This window comes from Pyxidicoccus caerfyrddinensis, assembly GCF_010894405.1.
In the GTDB taxonomy this organism is placed as follows: Bacteria; Myxococcota; Myxococcia; order Myxococcales; family Myxococcaceae; genus Myxococcus; species Myxococcus caerfyrddinensis.
The window spans coordinates 59,887-75,334 of sequence record NZ_JAAIYA010000038.1 but is presented as its reverse complement, the minus strand read 5'-3'; the positions used below and the strand labels follow the sequence as shown (position 1 = coordinate 75,334).

Here is a 15,448-nt window from a genome sequence, read left to right as displayed (position 1 = left end):
GGTCTTCAGCTCGCCCGCGTCCACTTGTGCATTGATCGCTTCGAATGCCTGCCAGGCATCGGCGATGCCTCCTTCAAAGGCCGCCAGCATTTCGGGGCTCAGGTCGTTCACATCGAACGGCAGGCCGGCGCCAACGCCGATCCGAGCGAAACGCTCCATCAATCCCACCTCGGTGGGATTGATGGGACAGAATTGGAGCATGAAATTGATGTTGCCGAACACCGCGGGTGTCTTGCCCGGGGCTCCGACGAGGGGGGCCGGCCACTCGATGGAGGGAGGGGGGGGCGGCGGCGGGGTGCCGAGAAACTGGCTCAGGGTCTGGACCTTGTACTGATTCTGGATTGCCTCGACGTTTGGCAGGTCGTTCGGATTGAAGAGCTGCGTGCGGACGATCACCAGGGCGAAATGGCTCTCGCTATAGGAGATGCCATCGAACCTGGACCTGTCTGCGCCCTCCCACGAAGGCCCCGCCAGCAGGAAGCTGCCGCCGTCGTTCCCGGTAGCCCGGGTGCCGATATAGCTGAAGTTGAAGGTGTAGAGATCGATCAACTGGAACGAGAAGTAGCGATCTTCCGGCGTCATGGGCGGAACGGTGAGCACCAGAGGCTCTGCCCTGAGATCGGCACAGATGAACGAGTAGGGGGTGTCGGAGTTCGGCGTCACGACGGCCGTGTCCTCCGGGGTGGCTACCCCGGGTAGATTGCAGATCTGGTTGAACGGGGCCTTGTAGTTCGGATTCTCCGTATCAATGGAGTAGGCGTAGAGTGTGTTGTAATTCTCTGAGAGAGGCCATCCATACAGGTAGGCATCCTTGACAATGGCACGCGCCTCTTCGGGGGTGACTGTGATAGGCATTATTTCCTCAAGTGGGGGTGAAACGTCCGCTACCATGGGCAGGGGGGGACCTGCCCATGACAAGCACATTCATTGCGCGCCTGTGTTTCCCGAAGGAGGCGCGCTCTTTGTTTTCAGGGACGACGCAGCAGCGTGGTCGCCACTCAGAACAGCTCCGCAGGCTCGAGAGCACCCGGGCACTCTCCGCGTCCTCGGGATGCACAAGGGGCATCCAGGCCGGGCACGTCGGACGCGGCGACGCGGGCCTGGGCTTCATCCAGGAGCTTGACCACCTGGGCATCGCCCAGAGAGACCATCTTGAACTGTGCTGGAGCAAGTTCAAAAGCCTGCTCCAACACGCCGAAGCGCGCACACGGGATGAACTCGACAAGGCGATCGCCGAGGCCATGACGGCCATCACTCCGCAAGACGCATTGAGTTGGTTCCGTCACTGCGGATACAGGGCTCAACCCAAATGAGAAGCGCTATCAGTTCCATGTCACCGAGCCTCAGTGGAGCGGGACCTATCTCGCCGATGTGTCCACTCGCCGCACCGGGGGGGGGGTCCACTCGCCGTCGAGTGCGCTCCGCTCCGGGACGTAGAGCCGCATGCCCATGTAGAACGCTCCATCAGGGGTTGGCAGCCAGTTCGGTTGCAACCCCTCGTTCGGGGCTTCTTTCTGGATGTAGAACGTGATTGAGTTGTCCTCCCCACGCACGAACGAGTCCAGCATCGGCGAGTTCAACAGATAGCGATTGATGGGGTTGTCGACGAGCAGCTGGGTCTTGGCGTCATACATCGTGACGGACCAGAACGCCTTGGCCGGCGGGAGCTCGGTCAGGGTGAGCGTGTATTGACTCGTCGAGGCGTCGAGTTTCTGCTCGTTCGCATCCACGCTGTAAACCGGGTAGAGCGCTTCCTCCTTGGAGTTTCCGTAGATGCCGAGCTTCGCCCCCGCGAAGCGGTACAGGTAGTTGTTGTTGAGGAAGTCCCTCGTGCCGAAGAAATCGCTGGTCTTCAGCTCGCCCGCGTCCACTTGTGCATTGATCGCTTCGAATGCCTGCCAGGCATCGGCGATGCCTCCTTCAAAGGCCGCCAGCATTTCGGGGCTCAGGTCGTTCACATCGAACGGCAGGCCGGCGCCAACGCCGATCCGAGCGAAACGCTCCATCAATCCCACCTCGGTGGGATTGATGGGACAGAATTGGAGCATGAAATTGATGTTGCCGAACACCGCGGGTGTCTTGCCCGGGGCTCCGACGAGGGGGGCCGGCCACTCGATGGAGGGAGGGGGGGGCGGCGGCGGGGTGCCGAGAAACTGGCTCAGGGTCTGGACCTTGTACTGATTCTGGATTGCCTCGACGTTTGGCAGGTCGTTCGGATTGAAGAGCTGCGTGCGGACGATCACCAGGGCGAAATGGCTCTCGCTATAGGAGATGCCATCGAACCTGGACCTGTCTGCGCCCTCCCACGAAGGCCCCGCCAGCAGGAAGCTGCCGCCGTCGTTCCCGGTAGCCCGGGTGCCGATATAGCTGAAGTTGAAGGTGTAGAGATCGATCAACTGGAACGAGAAGTAGCGATCTTCCGGCGTCATGGGCGGAACGGTGAGCACCAGAGGCTCTGCCCTGAGATCGGCACAGATGAACGAGTAGGGGGTGTCGGAGTTCGGCGTCACGACGGCCGTGTCCTCCGGGGTGGCTACCCCGGGTAGATTGCAGATCTGGTTGAACGGGGCCTTGTAGTTCGGATTCTCCGTATCAATGGAGTAGGCGTAGAGTGTGTTGTAATTCTCTGAGAGAGGCCATCCATACAGGTAGGCATCCTTGACAATGGCACGCGCCTCTTCGGGGGTGACTGTGATAGGCATTATTTCCTCAAGTGGGGGTGAAACGTCCGCTACCATGGGCAGGGGGGGACCTGCCCATGACAAGCACATTCATTGCGCGCCTGTGTTTCCCGAAGGAGGCGCGCTCTTTGTTTTCAGGGACGACGCAGCAGCGTGGTCGCCACTCAGAACAGCTCCGCAGGCTCGAGAGCACCCGGGCACTCTCCGCGTCCTCGGGATGCACAAGGGGCATCCAGGCCGGGCACGTCGGACGCGGCGACGCGGGCCTGGGCCTCCTATCAGGGAAAGATGATTTCTGAGTTCAGACAGAGTTCGGCTGTATTGCATTTCGTGACGCCTGCTTGACAAGGAGAGGCTCCCCACTCTCTCTATGCCGAAGTATCAGGAAGTGGATATGGGACCTTGTACCTATACGGCGGGCGGCTCAGTCCTGGTCCAGCCGGTCCACGAGCCGCACCAGCTCCGCTACCGAGCCCACTCCCAACTTCTGAACTTCTGAACGACACGGCCGCGGTGCACTTTGAGGGTCTTCTCACTGGTGCCGAGAGCATAAGACGGATAGGGGCTGTGTTGAGGGTGGTGGGCTGGTGCAGAGGGGCCGAGGAGGGCTGATGACGGGTGCCCCCGGGCTGTCCGCCGGGCCGGTGGAGAGGCCGTGCAGCCCCCTGGAGGCACACGCCGGCCCATGCGGCCCAAGCCGGGCGTCGGGGGGGGGGAGTGGTGGGGTGTCCTCCCCTCACCAAGGAGACGCCATGTCCCAGACTGCGTTGAAGTTCCTGCTGCCGTGCCTGCTGCTCACCACCACCGCGTTCGCCGCGGGCTCGGCCGATGTGAAGTCCACCATGTCTTGGCGCACAACCTCCCTCTTCTGCCTCTCACTGCTGCTGCTGACACCCCGGGTGGTGGCCCAAGAGGCGCGTCCAGCCGGAAAGTCCGTGCTCCTGCTCGTCCCCGAGGACACGGCGCTTCCCGCCATGGCGATGCTCGTCTCCAGTCTCCGCTCCTCCCTGTGGGAGTCCTGGGGCGGCCCGGTCACCGTGGATGTCGAGAGCCTGGATCTGGGCTGGGCCAGCGGGTCTGAATACAAACGAGCACTGCGTTCCTGGTATCGGGTCAAGTACCGCGAGCGTCGGCCGGATGCACTCGTCACCTTCCGCACCGACGCCATCCGCGTGACCCTGGAGCTGCGCCAGGAACTGTGGCCGGACATTCCCGTGGTCGCCCTCTCCGAGGACAAGTGGCTGTGGGAGCAGCCACCTCGCCCGGAGCGAGTGGTGGGCCAATGGCTGCATTACAACATGCTGGCCACGGCGGAGCTGGCCCTGCAGCTGATGCCCGGCACGCGGAGGCTGGCGCTCGTCAACGGCTCCAGCTCCTGGGAGCAAGCGCAGCAGAAACAGATCCTGCAAGAGCTGCAGCCCCTGCTGGCGCGGCGGGGGTTGGAGCTCATCGACCTGAGCGGCCTGCCGCTGGCTGAGATGCTCGAGCGCGTGGGGACCCTGCCGGCCGATACCGCCGTGCTCACGTCCACCTTCATGTCTGATTCCACCGGGAGGCCCTTCGTGCCGCGCGAGGTCGCGCGCATGCTGCTGGCCGCCAGCAACCGGCCCTGCTTCACCGTCCACGATACCGTCTTGGGCATGGGCTTCGTCGGCGGAGTGCTCATCAACTATGAGGCCGTCGGCCGACAATTGGGCATGCTCACCGCCCGCATGGTGCGCGGAGAGCAGGTTGGCTTCAGCACGCCCTTGGAGCCGGCGCCCGTGGACAGCGTGACTGTCGACGCCCGCGCGCTGCAGCGCTGGGGCATTGCCCGCGACAAAGTGCCTCCGGGGGTGCGGATCGCCTTCGAAGAGCCGTCCTTCTGGGAGCGCTATCGCTGGTATGCCCTGGGCGCCCTCACCATCATCGCCTTGCAGGCGCTGATGACCGGGGTGCTTGTGGTGGAGCGCCGCCGCCGCATTCGCGCCCAGGCGGAGCTCAACGAGCGCCACCGCGTGGAGAAGCTCTCGGAGCTGGAGGCGCGCCGCACCCAGGAACAGCTGGCCCACGTCGGCCGGGTGGCGGCCCTGGGCGAAATGGCCGCCTCGCTGGCCCACGAGCTCAACCAGCCCCTGGCCGCGATCCTCAGCAACGCTCAGGCCGCGCGCCGCCTGCTGGATGCCACCCCCGCGGAGCTGGGCGAGGTGCGAGAAGCCCTCGGGGACATCATCTCCGACGACAAGCGGGCGGGCGAGGTCATCCGCCGCATGCGCACGCTGCTCAAGAAGGGGGAGCCCCAGTATGAGTTCCACTCCCTGAACGAGCTGGTCCGCGAGATGACACGCATGGTGGTCAACGACATGCTGCTGCGCGGCGCGGACCTGCACCTGGTGCTGGCCCCGTCTCTGCCCGCCGTGCGGGGGGATGGCATCCAGCTCCAGCAGGTGGTGCTCAACCTGCTCGTCAATGCCCTGGATGCCATGGCCGATGTCCCCGCGGGCCAGCGCCATGTCTGGGTGTGCACCACCTCCACGGGCCAGGAGCAGGTGGAGCTGAGTGTGCAGGACTCGGGAGGAGGCATCGAGCCGTCGCGGCTGCCCCTCATCTTCGAGCCCTTCTACTCCACCAAGGAGCAAGGGCTGGGGATGGGGCTGTCCATCAGCCGCTCCATCGTCGAGGCGCACGGCGGCCAGCTCCAAGCCGAGAGCCCCCCTGGGCAAGGGGCTCTGTTACGGTGCCTCCTTCCTGCTGCCACCTCGGGTTTGCCGTCATGACTCGAGCCCCCGCCACCATCCCTGGGATACCGCAGCCCTGACACGTTCGAGCGAGTGGCCACAAGTCGAAGTGCCACCTGCTCCTGGCTACGGCGCAGGCATCCAGGCCAGACCCAGGTTCCTGCGGCTGCCCGAGTTCACGTCCTGGACATCGCTGCCGTCGGCCAGCTTGGCGCTCCGGAGCACTCCACCCAGCCAATCCGCCCAATACAGCCGCCCGGCCGTGACATCGAGGGCAATCCCATACACTGAGGTCTGGTTGGTCACCAGGGTGGTGACGTTGGAGCCGTCCAGGTTGGCGACATAGATGCTGTTGCCGCGGGTCGAGTAGTACACCTTCCCGCCGCTCGAATCGACCGCCAGGCCCACGCCCAGTCCGCCCAGACTTGAAGCGAGGGTCTCCAGGTTGGTTCCATCGAGATTGAATCGTAAGAGTTTTGTGTTGTTGTAGCTAATGACATACACCTTGCCGCTCGGGACATCGAACGCGAGGGCAGACGGGCTGTCGATGCCGCCGACGACCTGCGTTGGATTGCTGCCGTCCAGCTCGGCGCGCATGACCCGCTCACCGTTGAAATCGGACCAGTACAGCTTGCGGTTCGTCGAATCGACTGCCAGCCCGCTGGGATAGCCTCCGTTCGCCACGACATCGACCGGGTTCGCCCCATCACTGTCCGCTCGAGCGATTGCGCTGTCGTGCGTGTAGAAGAGGGTACGGGTTACCGGGTCGGTTGCGATGGAAGATGCCCCGCTGATGCCGGTCTTGAGCTCAATGGCATTCGTGCCGTTCACGTCAACCCTCCACAGCGAGCCGGCGGCAGTCATCCAGTAGAGGCTCGCAGACCCGGTGACGTCGACCGTGAAGGTGGTGGAGGTGATGGCGGAGCCGTCACTCACCGAGAGGGTGATGGTGGTGGAGCCGCTGGCGCTGGCGGCGGGGACGACGTTGAGGGTGCGGCTGGAGCCAGAGCCGCCGAGGACGAGATTGCTGGGGTCGTTGGGCACCAGCTCGGTATTGGAGGACGTGGCGGTGACCGTGAGGCTGTCGGCGGCGGTCTCCACGTCGCCCACGGTGAAGGCCAGGTCGCCGGTCGAACTGCCCTCGGCGATGGTCTGGTTGGCCACTGGGGAAATGGTGGGAACGTCGTTCACCGCGGTGACGTCGACCGTGAAGATGGTGGAGGTGATGGCGGAGCCATCGCTCACCGAGAGGGTGATGGTGGTGGAGCCGCTGGCGTTGGCGGCGGGAACCACCTCGAGGGTGCGGCTGGTGCTGGAGCCTCCGAAGATGAGGTTCGCGGGGGCGTTCGGCACCAGGGCGGCGTTGGAGGACGTAGCGGTGACCGCGAGGCCGTCGGCGGGGGTCTCCACGTCGCTCAGGGTGAAGGCCAGGTCACCGGTCGAGCTGCCCTCGGCGATGGTCTGGTTGGCCACCGAGGAGAGCGTGGGCGTGTCGTTCACCGGGGTGATGGTGATGGTCACCGTGGCCTGGGCGCTCTGGCCCTTGCCGTTGGTGGCGCGAAAGATGAGCGCATCTTCGCCATTGTAGTCGTCGCCGGGGGTGTAGGTGATGGAGCCATTGGCGCGGAGCTCACTCAATGTGCCGTGGTCCGGTGCGTCGACGATGGTGAAAGTGATTGCTCCGTTGCCGCTGGCCGGCAGGTGCACCTCGAGGGACGTGTCTTCCACCGTCTCGAGGGCGACGTTGCGGGCCACCGGCGGCACGTCGGGCTGCGGCTGCGGGTCGTTGTCGCGACAAGCAGCGAGGGTGCAGGCGACCAGTCCAAGCACCAATCCGGCGCGCAATGCGGCGGCTGGCGCTGTGAGCCACCTCGAAAGCAGATACGACATGAACTTTCCTCGTGGGGAGCCCGACACGGGCGCTGTAAAAATGGAGCGCCGGGCTGTGGGTTCGATGCAACTTTCAGAAAGCAAGAGTGCTCTGGGGACATGCTGGGGACACGCCCAGACGGCCAGCATCCAGAGCAGGTACCGGCTCACGTCCGCACGGCCACCTCTACGCTGGGTGCCAGCGCATGGATATTGGACCTAGTGCTTACACAGCGCGGGCTCAGCGCAGGCCCAGCCGGTCCACGAACCGCACCAGCTCCGCCACTGAGTCCACGTCCAGCTTCTGGATGACGCGGGCGCGGTGCACCTTGATGGTCTTCTCGGTGGCGCCCAGTCGCTGGGCGACCTCTTTGTTGGTCAGCCCCTGAGCCACCAACGCGCAGACCTCGCGCTCGCGGGGAGTGAGGACGGCATGACGGGCATGCAGCGCGGCTGTCTCGGCGCGGCCGGCGCGGGCCGCCGCATCCTTGAGCAATGCCTGGGAGATGGCGCCCAGCACGTGTTGCTCATCAAAGGGCTTCAGGAGGAAGTCCACGGCGCCGGCCTTCATGGCCCTGACGCTGGCCGGCACATCCCCGTGGCCGGAGATGAAGATGACAGGCAGGTGGCAGCCCTTGGACTCCATGGCCTGCTGCAGCTCCAGCCCGTTCAGCCCCGGCATCCGCAGGTCCAGCACGGCGCAGCCCGGCGTGTCCCCGGACAGCTGCGCGAGGAACTCGGAGGGCGAGGCGAAGGGCTTCGTGGCATGGCCGGCGGCCCGTAGCAGCCGCCCCAACCCCCGCAGCACGGACTCATCGTCGTCCACGAGGAAGATGGTGGCGGGGGCTTGTGTCATGGCGGGGACTCGGTGTGCGCTGCGGGAAGCACGCACCGTAACAGAGCCCCCTGTCCGGAAGGGCTCTCGGCTTGCAAGCGGCCGCCGTGCGCCTCAACGAGTGAGTGGAGCTCCTGCCGGGGCTCCCCCCGCTTGAGCAGCGCGCGCATGCGGTGAATGACTTCGCCCGCGCGCTTGCTGTCGGAGCTGATATCCCCGAGGGCCTCGCGCACCTCGTCCAGCTCCGCGGGGGTGGCGTTCAGCAGGCGGCGTGCGGCCTGGGCGTTGCTGAGAATCGCGGCCAGGGGCTGGTTGAGCTCATGAGCCAGTGAGGCGGCCAGCTCGCCCAGGGCGGACACCCGGCTCACGTGGGCCAGCTGCTCCAGGGTTCGACGTGCCTCCATCTCCGCGAGCTTCTCCAGGCGTTGGCGCTCGAGGAGCTCGGCCTGGGCACGCATGCGGCGCCGGCGCTCCACCACGAGCCCCCCGGCCACCAGCGCCTGCAGGCCGCTGATGGTCAGTGTCGTGGAGGGCGAAGCAGGACCGGTTGCTGGCGGAGAGCAACATGCGTGCGATCTCGCGCCCCACGAAGGGTCTCCCGCTGGGATCGGTCATGAAGATGAAGGTGAGGACCGTGGTGTCGTCCGGCAGGGTCCTCGCGCGCTCGAGCAGCTCGGCCAGCGGCAGGTTGCTCTGGTCGATGAGCTCCAGCCTCCGCTGCGCCAGCAACGGTTGCAGCTCTCGCACCATCTGCTCCTGCTGAGCGCGCTCCCAGGGACTGGAGCCGTTGACGAGCGCCAGCCTCCGTGTGCCGGGCAGCAGCCGCAGGGCCAGCTCCGCGGTGGCCCGCATGTCATAATGCAGCCAGAGGCCTGCCACCCGCCCCGGGCGAGGCTGCTGCTCCCAGAGCCGCTCGTCCTCGGAGAGGTTTTCTAGCCGCTCTCCTTCCCCTTCGTCGCGGAGCCCGTCTCCAGCATGTCTCCAGAATGCTGGGGCCCGCCGCATCCAGTAGGCTTATCGCCGCGTCCTCAGCACGCATCACGGTTCGTTGAGGCGCCGAAGAAGCGCTGCCAGCGTGTCGAGCTCATCGTCCTCGAAACGAGCCAGCCGGTGCTTGAGCTCGGCGCCCTTCCCTTCGAGAGAGCGCGCGAGCAGCTTCGTCCCTGCGGCAGTCAAGACAACGGTGAAGGCACGGCCGTCATGCGGGGACGGCCGCTTGGTGATGAGGCGCGCGCCCTTGAGACCCAAGAGCACTCGGCTCAGCGCCCCCTTGTCGAGGCCGAGGCCCGAGGCGATCTCCGTGGGTTGCGCGGCCCCGAATGAATGCAGCCAGCGCGCAACGTGAAAGGACATGGGCTTCAGCTCGGGGTGATCCGCGATGAAGGCCGAGGCCGCGGCGTTGGTCACCGCGCGCGCACCGGCCAGGAGTGCCCCAATCTCGACGCCGACCTCCGCCTCCAGCCGGTCACGAGCGCCGGTCACGAGAGCACTCCCAGGCGTGCCACCGCGGGGAGCGCAGCCGTCTCAGTCCAAAGCCGCTCTTGTAGCGCGACATCGGCGACCAGCGCGGTCTCGCGCTTGACGTCACCCTGATGCGAGAAGTGCACCCCGCTCGACGATGCGAACTCGGGGTCGGCGGCGAGCCTCGTCACGATGCGCGCACCGGCCTCGGGGGAGAACGCACCTATCCACCGGAGGGCCTTCGCGAGCGCTGAAAACATCCGGCTCTCGCGCCCGAGCCCCGTGACGTTGAGCCCCGGACAACAACTGTTCGCCACGACGCCCGTGCCGCGCAGGCGGCGCGCAAGGGCCTTGGTGAACAGCACTCCGAGCAGCTTCGATTGTGCGTAGAGAAAGGACGATTCGTGTGCGGTGAAGGAGTCGGCGCGCACCAGGTCATCCGGCAGCACGAGTTGCTGGACCCGGCGGTGCGCATCAGACGCGACGTGCACGATGCGCCCCTGCGAGGCACGAAGCTTCGGCACCAGGACCTGCGTCAACACGAAGGGGGCGACGTGGTTGACCGCGATCATGATCGGCAGCCCGTCGGCCGTGAGCCGCTGCGAGAAAGCATGGAGCCCTGCGTTGTTGATCAGTACGTCGATGCGGGGAAGCCGGGCTGCCAGCTCACGCCCCACGCTCGCCACTTCGGCCATATCAGAGAGGTCCGCCTGAAACACCTCGCGCATGCCGCTCACCCGGGAAGGGTCACGCACCACGGCCACCACGTCGAAGCCACGCGCAGCGAGGGCCCGAACCAGCACGCTGCCGATGCCACCAGAGGCCCCCGTCACAACGGCCACTGGCCGAACGATAGTTGTCATACGACAACCATTTTATAGTTGTTGATTTTTGTCAACCACTTTGCGCCTGCGCCCCAGGCTGTGGCTCCCCAAGAGGGTGACGGGCACCGAGGAGGCGTGGTCCGCCGGGTCATGGGCGTCCTTGGTGAAGCCGCCGGTGTTCACGTCGGGCCCAGTTCTCCAACGCGCTGCGGGTCAGGTCCAGGTCCTTGGCCACCTGGGCCATGGACTTGCCCTCCTCCAGCAACCGTGGTCATGAGCCTGTGGCAGATGAGCGACGGGACGACGAGCCTGCTCATGGAGGACTACTATCGCAACCTGCTCGCGGGGCAGGGCCGCGCCGCGGGAGCGAGCGAATGAACACATCGGACTGGAAGAACATGAAGCTTCGTCTTCTGGCTTTGGGGCTGCTTTCCTCTCTTGCTCTCGCGGGGTGCAGAACGGCCTCCATCAAGGGCGACTACAATTTCGCGGATCACCCAGGCAAGGGGCTGGTTGTGTTCTCCACGCGAATGGTGGGTTACGACGCCTGCCCCTACGGACCCATGAAGGGGCTGCTCGGTTTCCGAACCCCGGCGCCGAACTCGCTCACCCTCGAAATGCAGGCACCCCGGCCCGAGCGGAAGGTGACGAACCCGGCAGATGGGGACGACGTGATCCTACCAGCCGATCCGCCCACTCGCTTCGCCGTCCAGGAGGTGCCGGCCGGGCAGTACGTCCTCAACAGCCTGATCGTGACCATGACGGGCTACCCGGCATCGCCACAGGCCGTGAGCCTCCCCCTGGCCTGGTTCGACCTCAAAGAGGGAGAAGTCGTCTATCTCGGGGAGCTTGGGCTCAAGGTGAGCGGGCGCCAGTGTGTGTTTGGGAGTGCCGCGTTCCGGGTCCGGGATGAATGGGAGAGAGATCAGCCGCAATTCAAGGCGGCGATTCACAACATCAGCCCGGATGCCGTGAAGAAACGCCTGCTCAAGACGAAGTGACCCATGAGAAGGGCCCGGAATCGAAAGGTTCCGGGCCTTGGGTGTTCGCGGGCTACTTCCGCAGCCGCTGCTTCTCGCGCAGCAGCAACTCCCACTCCTGGAGGTTGTACTGCATGGCGCCCAGCCAGGCGTCGATCTCCGGGTCCATGCGCGCATCCACCCCGCGCAGGGACTCCAGTAGCGGCCGCGCACTGGACTGCCCCAGCCTGGCCAGCGACTCCAGCGCCGCCTTGCGCACCGCCGGGTCCGTGTCCCCGCGGTACAGCTCCACCAGCGCGCGGCGCGCGCCCGCCGCCTCGGGCCCTGGCACTCCGCCCAGCGCCCGGGCCGCCGCCGCTCGCACGCCCACGTCGTCCGCGCGCAGCTGCCGGGTGACGTCCATCACCGCCTCGTGTCCCACGGCCTCCATGGAGACCTCGCCCAGCAGCCTCGCGGCCACCTCGGGGTCCTTCGTGGCCGTCGCCGCCTTCACCGCCGCCTCGGAGACGGGCTTGTGGTGGCCGAAGTAGATTTCCGCGCTCTCGGACACCAGGTTCTCCGCCCCCGCCCGGCGAACCTCCGGGGAGGAGTCGCGGACGAGCTGCTCGTAGGTGACGACGTCACCGTTCTGCGCCATGAACTCCACCGAGGGCGCGCCGCGCAGCGCCTTCACCGCGGCGGCGCGCAGGCCTGGTTCGGCGTCCTGGACGGCTCGCGACAGCAACGGCTGGATGAGCTCGGGCGTCTGCGCGTTGCTGGCCTTGGTGGCCAGGGCCGAGCCCACCACCTCCAGCACCGCGGGATCCCTCTCCTCGATGACGGCATTGCTCAGCCTCTCCGGCGACATGGCGATGGCCGCCTCCTTGAGCCGGAAGCGCACGTAGCGCCGGTAGGCCGGAGAGCCCTCCTTCAGCGCGAGCCGGACATCCTCCAGCATGCCCTCGACGGTGCAGGCCGTCTGCCGGGGCCGGGGCGCCGCGTCCTGCGCCAGGGCCAGGCCCGGTGTGAGCCCCAGCCCCAGGGCCAGCAACGCCGCGCGCAGCGTCGCCCGACGCACGCCTCCTCGAACCGCTCCGCTCCTCAGTCCTGGCGTGCTCATTCGTGCGGCGCTCCTTCCTCGACGACACACTCGTGGTACTCCTTCTTGTTCATCCAGATGCGGCTCCAGTCCACGGTGCCCGCCGCGTACAGCTCCTTGAAGTCCAGGTAGTCCTGCTGGAGCCGCGGGTCCTTCTTCGCGAACTCCGCCGCCAGGGGGAGCGCGTCCGCCCCGGCGGCCCGCAGCGCGTAGAGCATCATCGCGAAGCGCACGCAGATGCTGGACTCTCCGTCGAAGGCCCCGCGGTAGGCCTCCAGCGCCCTCTTCGGGTCCTCGGTCCGCGCCAGCCGGAAGGCGGACATCTCCCGCACCTGCCGGTCCGGGTCCGTCTTCATCAGCTCGGCCAGTTGGTCCACGGAGGCGCTGTCCAACAGCGGGTTGGAGTACGAGGGCATCTCCAGCGCGAGCTGCCGCACCGCCAGGTCCTTGGACGTCTGCCCGATGTCGAGCAGCTCCTTCCAGTAGGAGGCATAGGAGCCGGTGCGCTCGTAGTCCTCCTTCATCACCCGGCCCATCGTGCGGGTCGCCAGCCACGCGGCGGAGTCCGCGTCGACGTCCATGGCAATGGCCTTGAGCCGCTGGATGCTCTCGGGCGTGAAGCGGTGCTGCGTCTCCAGGGTGTCCAGGGCCGCGGCGCGGGTGGCAATCTGGGCGCTCTTGTCCTCGCCCAGCTTCAGCAGGCGCTCGGAGACGGCGGGGTTGCGCACGGCCGGCGCGGCCTTGAGGGCCTCCAGGTACAGGGTCGTCTCCGGCCCGTTGGCCTGGGCCGCCCACTCCACCAGCTTGAGGCCGCGCTCGGCGTCGTTGCCCACCACCTCGGTGAGCCGCTCCTTCAGGTACTCGGCCAGGAAGCGGTCATTGGCTGAGATTGCGTCCGCCAGCGCCGCGCGCAGCGAGTCCAGCGAGGCCGTCTTGTCGAGCTCCAGCAGCCCCTCCCAGCACCCGGGCATGGGAATCTGCTCCCGGGGCCCGTCCTTCTTCGCGGACGGAGCGGGCTGGCCCGGGCCGGTGGGCGCCGCCGAAGACACGCCCCGGGTCGAGGCACCAGAGGCCGCCATGGGTGGGGCGTCCTGGGACGAGGAGGCATTGCGCCGCAGCAGCACCACGCCGGCCGCGACGAGGACGGCGAGGACAAAGCCCGCGATGGCGGCTCTGGGAAGGTGACGGGAAGTCATGTCGGAAGGAGCCCACTCCGGGACGCGTCTGCCCCGGGCTCGAAGACGGGATGGAAGAGGAAGGGGAATCCCGACTCCCGCCCTGGAGCCCAGGGCGGGAGGGGAACAGCTCAACGAATTACAGCGTGGGGACGCCCACCCGGTTGTTGCAGTAGCCGCTGCTGCCGCAGGTGGTGCCGACGTTGGTGTACCAGGCCGAGTGGCGCGTGGTGCCGTTGCGGTTGTCGGAGTGCGAGTGCGGGCCGGTGGCGCTGCCCGTGCCGCCCACCAGACCCAGCGCGCAGCGGTCGCACGTCTTCGAGCCGGAGCTCACGTTGTTGATGAAGTGCAGCTGGCGGAAGTTCCAGCCGCTGCCGCCCGTCACCGTGTAGTAGTTGCCAGCGCCGCCGTTGCAGGTGGAGCCGTTGCACGCGGCCGCACAGCCGCCCGCGTACGAGTAGTAGTAATTGCCCACCAGCATGCCGCGGTGGTTCCACTCGTTGCAGCTGGCGTTGCCGATATCGAGCGCGGTGTGGCTGCCACCGTTGCAATTGTAATACGTGGTCGAATTCACCCAGGCCGACGTCTCACAAATGGGCCCGTTCGCGGTCGCGGCGGTGACCGTGCTGGCCCAGCCTGCCACCACCATTGCCACCACGGCGAACATCAAGGACTTCCGATTCATGCGGTGCTTCCTCCGGGGGTTACGCTGCGTGGACTGCTGCTACCAGCCCCTTCCCGCGCGACTCCCTGCGGCCCCGCGCGACAGGGGCATTCCTGGACCCAGGTGAAACGTGGCAAACGCGAATACCCGAAATTCCCTCTTTAGTGTCTCAAATTATCAACAGTCAAGAAAATAGGCGGGACGCCTTCATGGCTGAGCAACCGTTGAAGGTGCCTGCGCTGGTTCGACAGAAGGCCACCAGCCTCGGCAGGGATGGCGAAGCGTGGTTGGCGGGACTGCCCGAGGTCCTTGCGGGCCTCGAGGAGCGATGGTCGATGACGGTCGGCGAGGCGCTCGAAGGTGGGACCGCGGCCTTCGTCGCGCGGGCGCAGACGGCTGACGGCGGAGAAGTCGTCCTCAAGGTCGCACTCCCCGACCCGCTCTTCCGGGTTCAGGCCCAGGTGCTCGAACGCGCGCGAGGTCGTGGCTACGCCCGTCTGCTCGGGGCGGACCTCGACCACTACGCAATCCTGCTCGAGGCCCTGGGGCCGTCGATGGAGCAGCTCGGGATGCCCGTGGAGCGTCAGCTCGAAACGCTGGGCACCCTGCTCACGCGGGCGTGGGAGGTACCGCCCCTGGTCGAGCCGACCCAGACGGCCGTGGAAGCGAAGGCGCGCGAGTTGTACGCACTGGTGAGCCGGCTGTGGGTGGAGCTCGAGCGGCCCTGCCCGCCTGCGGTGTTCAGCCAGGCGCTGCGGTTCGCCGAGCGACGGGTTGCCGCGGCAGAGCCTGGACGGACCGTGCTCGTCCACGGCGATCCGCACCCTGCGAACGCGCTTCAGGTGAAGACACCGAGAGCTGGCGCGGAACAGGGCTTCGTCTTCGTCGACCCGGACGGGTTTCTCGCCGAGCCGGCGTACGACCTGGGTGTGGTCCTGCGCAGCTGGTGCTCCGAGCTGCTCGCGGGAGACGCCCCCACGCTGGCCCGGAGGTATTGCCATCTGCTGGCGAGCCACACCGGCGTCGATGAACAGGCCATCTGGGAGTGGGGCTTCCTCGAGCGTGTGTCGAGTGGCCTCTACGCGTTGGCCTTCGGCGCCGAGGAGCTCGGGCGGCCACATCTCGTGACCGCCGAGCTGCTCCTCGATTGAGCCCTGGGCAGGC

General features: G+C 66.6%; 15 protein-coding genes. 5 read left to right on the top strand and 10 right to left on the bottom strand.

The window, feature by feature from the left end:
- A partial coding sequence (locus G4D86_RS48090) for a DUF1254 domain-containing protein (RefSeq protein WP_164002287.1) occupies positions 1 to 855 on the bottom strand: 855 nt, incomplete at its 3' end.
- 56 nt (positions 856 to 911) lie between these two features.
- On the opposite strand from G4D86_RS48090, the gene G4D86_RS48085 reads away from it, so the two are divergent.
- Positions 912 to 1,313: a hypothetical protein gene (locus tag G4D86_RS48085; protein WP_164002286.1), complete on the top strand. Its 402-nt coding sequence runs from the start codon at positions 912 to 914 to the stop codon at positions 1,311 to 1,313.
- Positions 1,314 to 1,358: 45 nt separating this feature from the next.
- On the opposite strand, the gene G4D86_RS48080 is transcribed toward G4D86_RS48085, so the two are convergent.
- Entirely contained in the window at positions 1,359 to 2,702 is a 1,344-nt protein-coding gene (locus G4D86_RS48080) for a DUF1254 domain-containing protein (protein WP_164002285.1), read from the bottom strand.
- Positions 2,703 to 3,433: 731 nt separating this feature from the next.
- Here G4D86_RS48080 and G4D86_RS48075 point away from each other — a divergent pair.
- A complete protein-coding gene (locus G4D86_RS48075) occupies positions 3,434 to 5,437 on the top strand; it encodes a sensor histidine kinase (RefSeq protein ID WP_240360899.1) in 2,004 nt (667 codons plus the stop codon).
- 87 nt (positions 5,438 to 5,524) lie between these two features.
- Here the strand turns inward: G4D86_RS48075 and G4D86_RS48070 are convergent, their stop codons facing one another.
- The 5 genes from G4D86_RS48070 to G4D86_RS48050 form a co-directional block, all read right to left on the bottom strand.
- On the bottom strand, positions 5,525 to 7,288 hold the full coding sequence (locus G4D86_RS48070) for an Ig-like domain-containing protein (RefSeq protein WP_164002284.1): 1,764 nt from the start codon (positions 7,286 to 7,288) through the stop codon (positions 5,525 to 5,527).
- A gap of 220 nt (positions 7,289 to 7,508) precedes the next feature.
- Positions 7,509 to 8,123 (bottom strand): response regulator transcription factor, encoded by a 615-nt coding sequence (locus G4D86_RS48065; protein WP_164002283.1) that lies wholly within the window; start codon positions 8,121 to 8,123, stop codon positions 7,509 to 7,511.
- Positions 8,120 to 8,560, bottom strand: a complete 441-nt coding sequence (locus tag G4D86_RS53580) for a histidine kinase dimerization/phospho-acceptor domain-containing protein (protein ID WP_240360898.1) — start codon at positions 8,558 to 8,560, stop codon at positions 8,120 to 8,122. The genes G4D86_RS48065 and G4D86_RS53580 overlap by 4 nt, the downstream gene beginning before the upstream one ends.
- A 580-nt stretch (positions 8,561 to 9,140) precedes the next feature.
- The gene (locus tag G4D86_RS48055) at positions 9,141 to 9,584 is read right to left on the bottom strand and encodes a MarR family winged helix-turn-helix transcriptional regulator (protein ID WP_164002282.1); all 444 of its coding nucleotides are present in this window, start codon (positions 9,582 to 9,584) and stop codon (positions 9,141 to 9,143) included.
- On the bottom strand, positions 9,581 to 10,426 hold the full coding sequence (locus tag G4D86_RS48050; RefSeq protein ID WP_164002281.1) for an SDR family NAD(P)-dependent oxidoreductase: 846 nt from the start codon (positions 10,424 to 10,426) through the stop codon (positions 9,581 to 9,583). Before G4D86_RS48050 ends, G4D86_RS48055 begins: the two co-directional genes overlap by 4 nt.
- A 234-nt stretch (positions 10,427 to 10,660) precedes the next feature.
- On the opposite strand from G4D86_RS48050, the gene G4D86_RS53575 reads away from it, so the two are divergent.
- Together G4D86_RS53575 and G4D86_RS48040 are read left to right on the top strand one after the other, a co-directional pair.
- Positions 10,661 to 10,765: a CHAT domain-containing protein gene (locus tag G4D86_RS53575; protein WP_240360896.1), complete on the top strand. Its 105-nt coding sequence runs from the start codon at positions 10,661 to 10,663 to the stop codon at positions 10,763 to 10,765.
- Positions 10,762 to 11,388: a hypothetical protein gene (locus G4D86_RS48040; protein ID WP_164002280.1), complete on the top strand. Its 627-nt coding sequence runs from the start codon at positions 10,762 to 10,764 to the stop codon at positions 11,386 to 11,388. The genes G4D86_RS53575 and G4D86_RS48040 overlap by 4 nt, the downstream gene beginning before the upstream one ends.
- A 52-nt stretch (positions 11,389 to 11,440) precedes the next feature.
- On the opposite strand, the gene G4D86_RS48035 is transcribed toward G4D86_RS48040, so the two are convergent.
- The 3 genes from G4D86_RS48035 to G4D86_RS48025 form a co-directional block, all read right to left on the bottom strand.
- Positions 11,441 to 12,424, bottom strand: a complete 984-nt coding sequence (locus tag G4D86_RS48035) for a HEAT repeat domain-containing protein (protein ID WP_240360895.1) — start codon at positions 12,422 to 12,424, stop codon at positions 11,441 to 11,443.
- Positions 12,425 to 12,462: 38 nt separating this feature from the next.
- Complete coding sequence (locus G4D86_RS48030; RefSeq protein WP_164002278.1) at positions 12,463 to 13,641, bottom strand: HEAT repeat domain-containing protein; 1,179 nt, start codon at positions 13,639 to 13,641, stop codon at positions 12,463 to 12,465.
- Positions 13,642 to 13,759: 118 nt separating this feature from the next.
- Positions 13,760 to 14,305, bottom strand: a complete 546-nt coding sequence (locus tag G4D86_RS48025) for a peptidase M23 (protein ID WP_164002277.1) — start codon at positions 14,303 to 14,305, stop codon at positions 13,760 to 13,762.
- A gap of 188 nt (positions 14,306 to 14,493) precedes the next feature.
- On the opposite strand from G4D86_RS48025, the gene G4D86_RS48020 reads away from it, so the two are divergent.
- Positions 14,494 to 15,435: an aminoglycoside phosphotransferase family protein gene (locus tag G4D86_RS48020; RefSeq protein WP_164002276.1), complete on the top strand. Its 942-nt coding sequence runs from the start codon at positions 14,494 to 14,496 to the stop codon at positions 15,433 to 15,435.
- Positions 15,436 to 15,448: the final 13 nt, after the last annotated feature.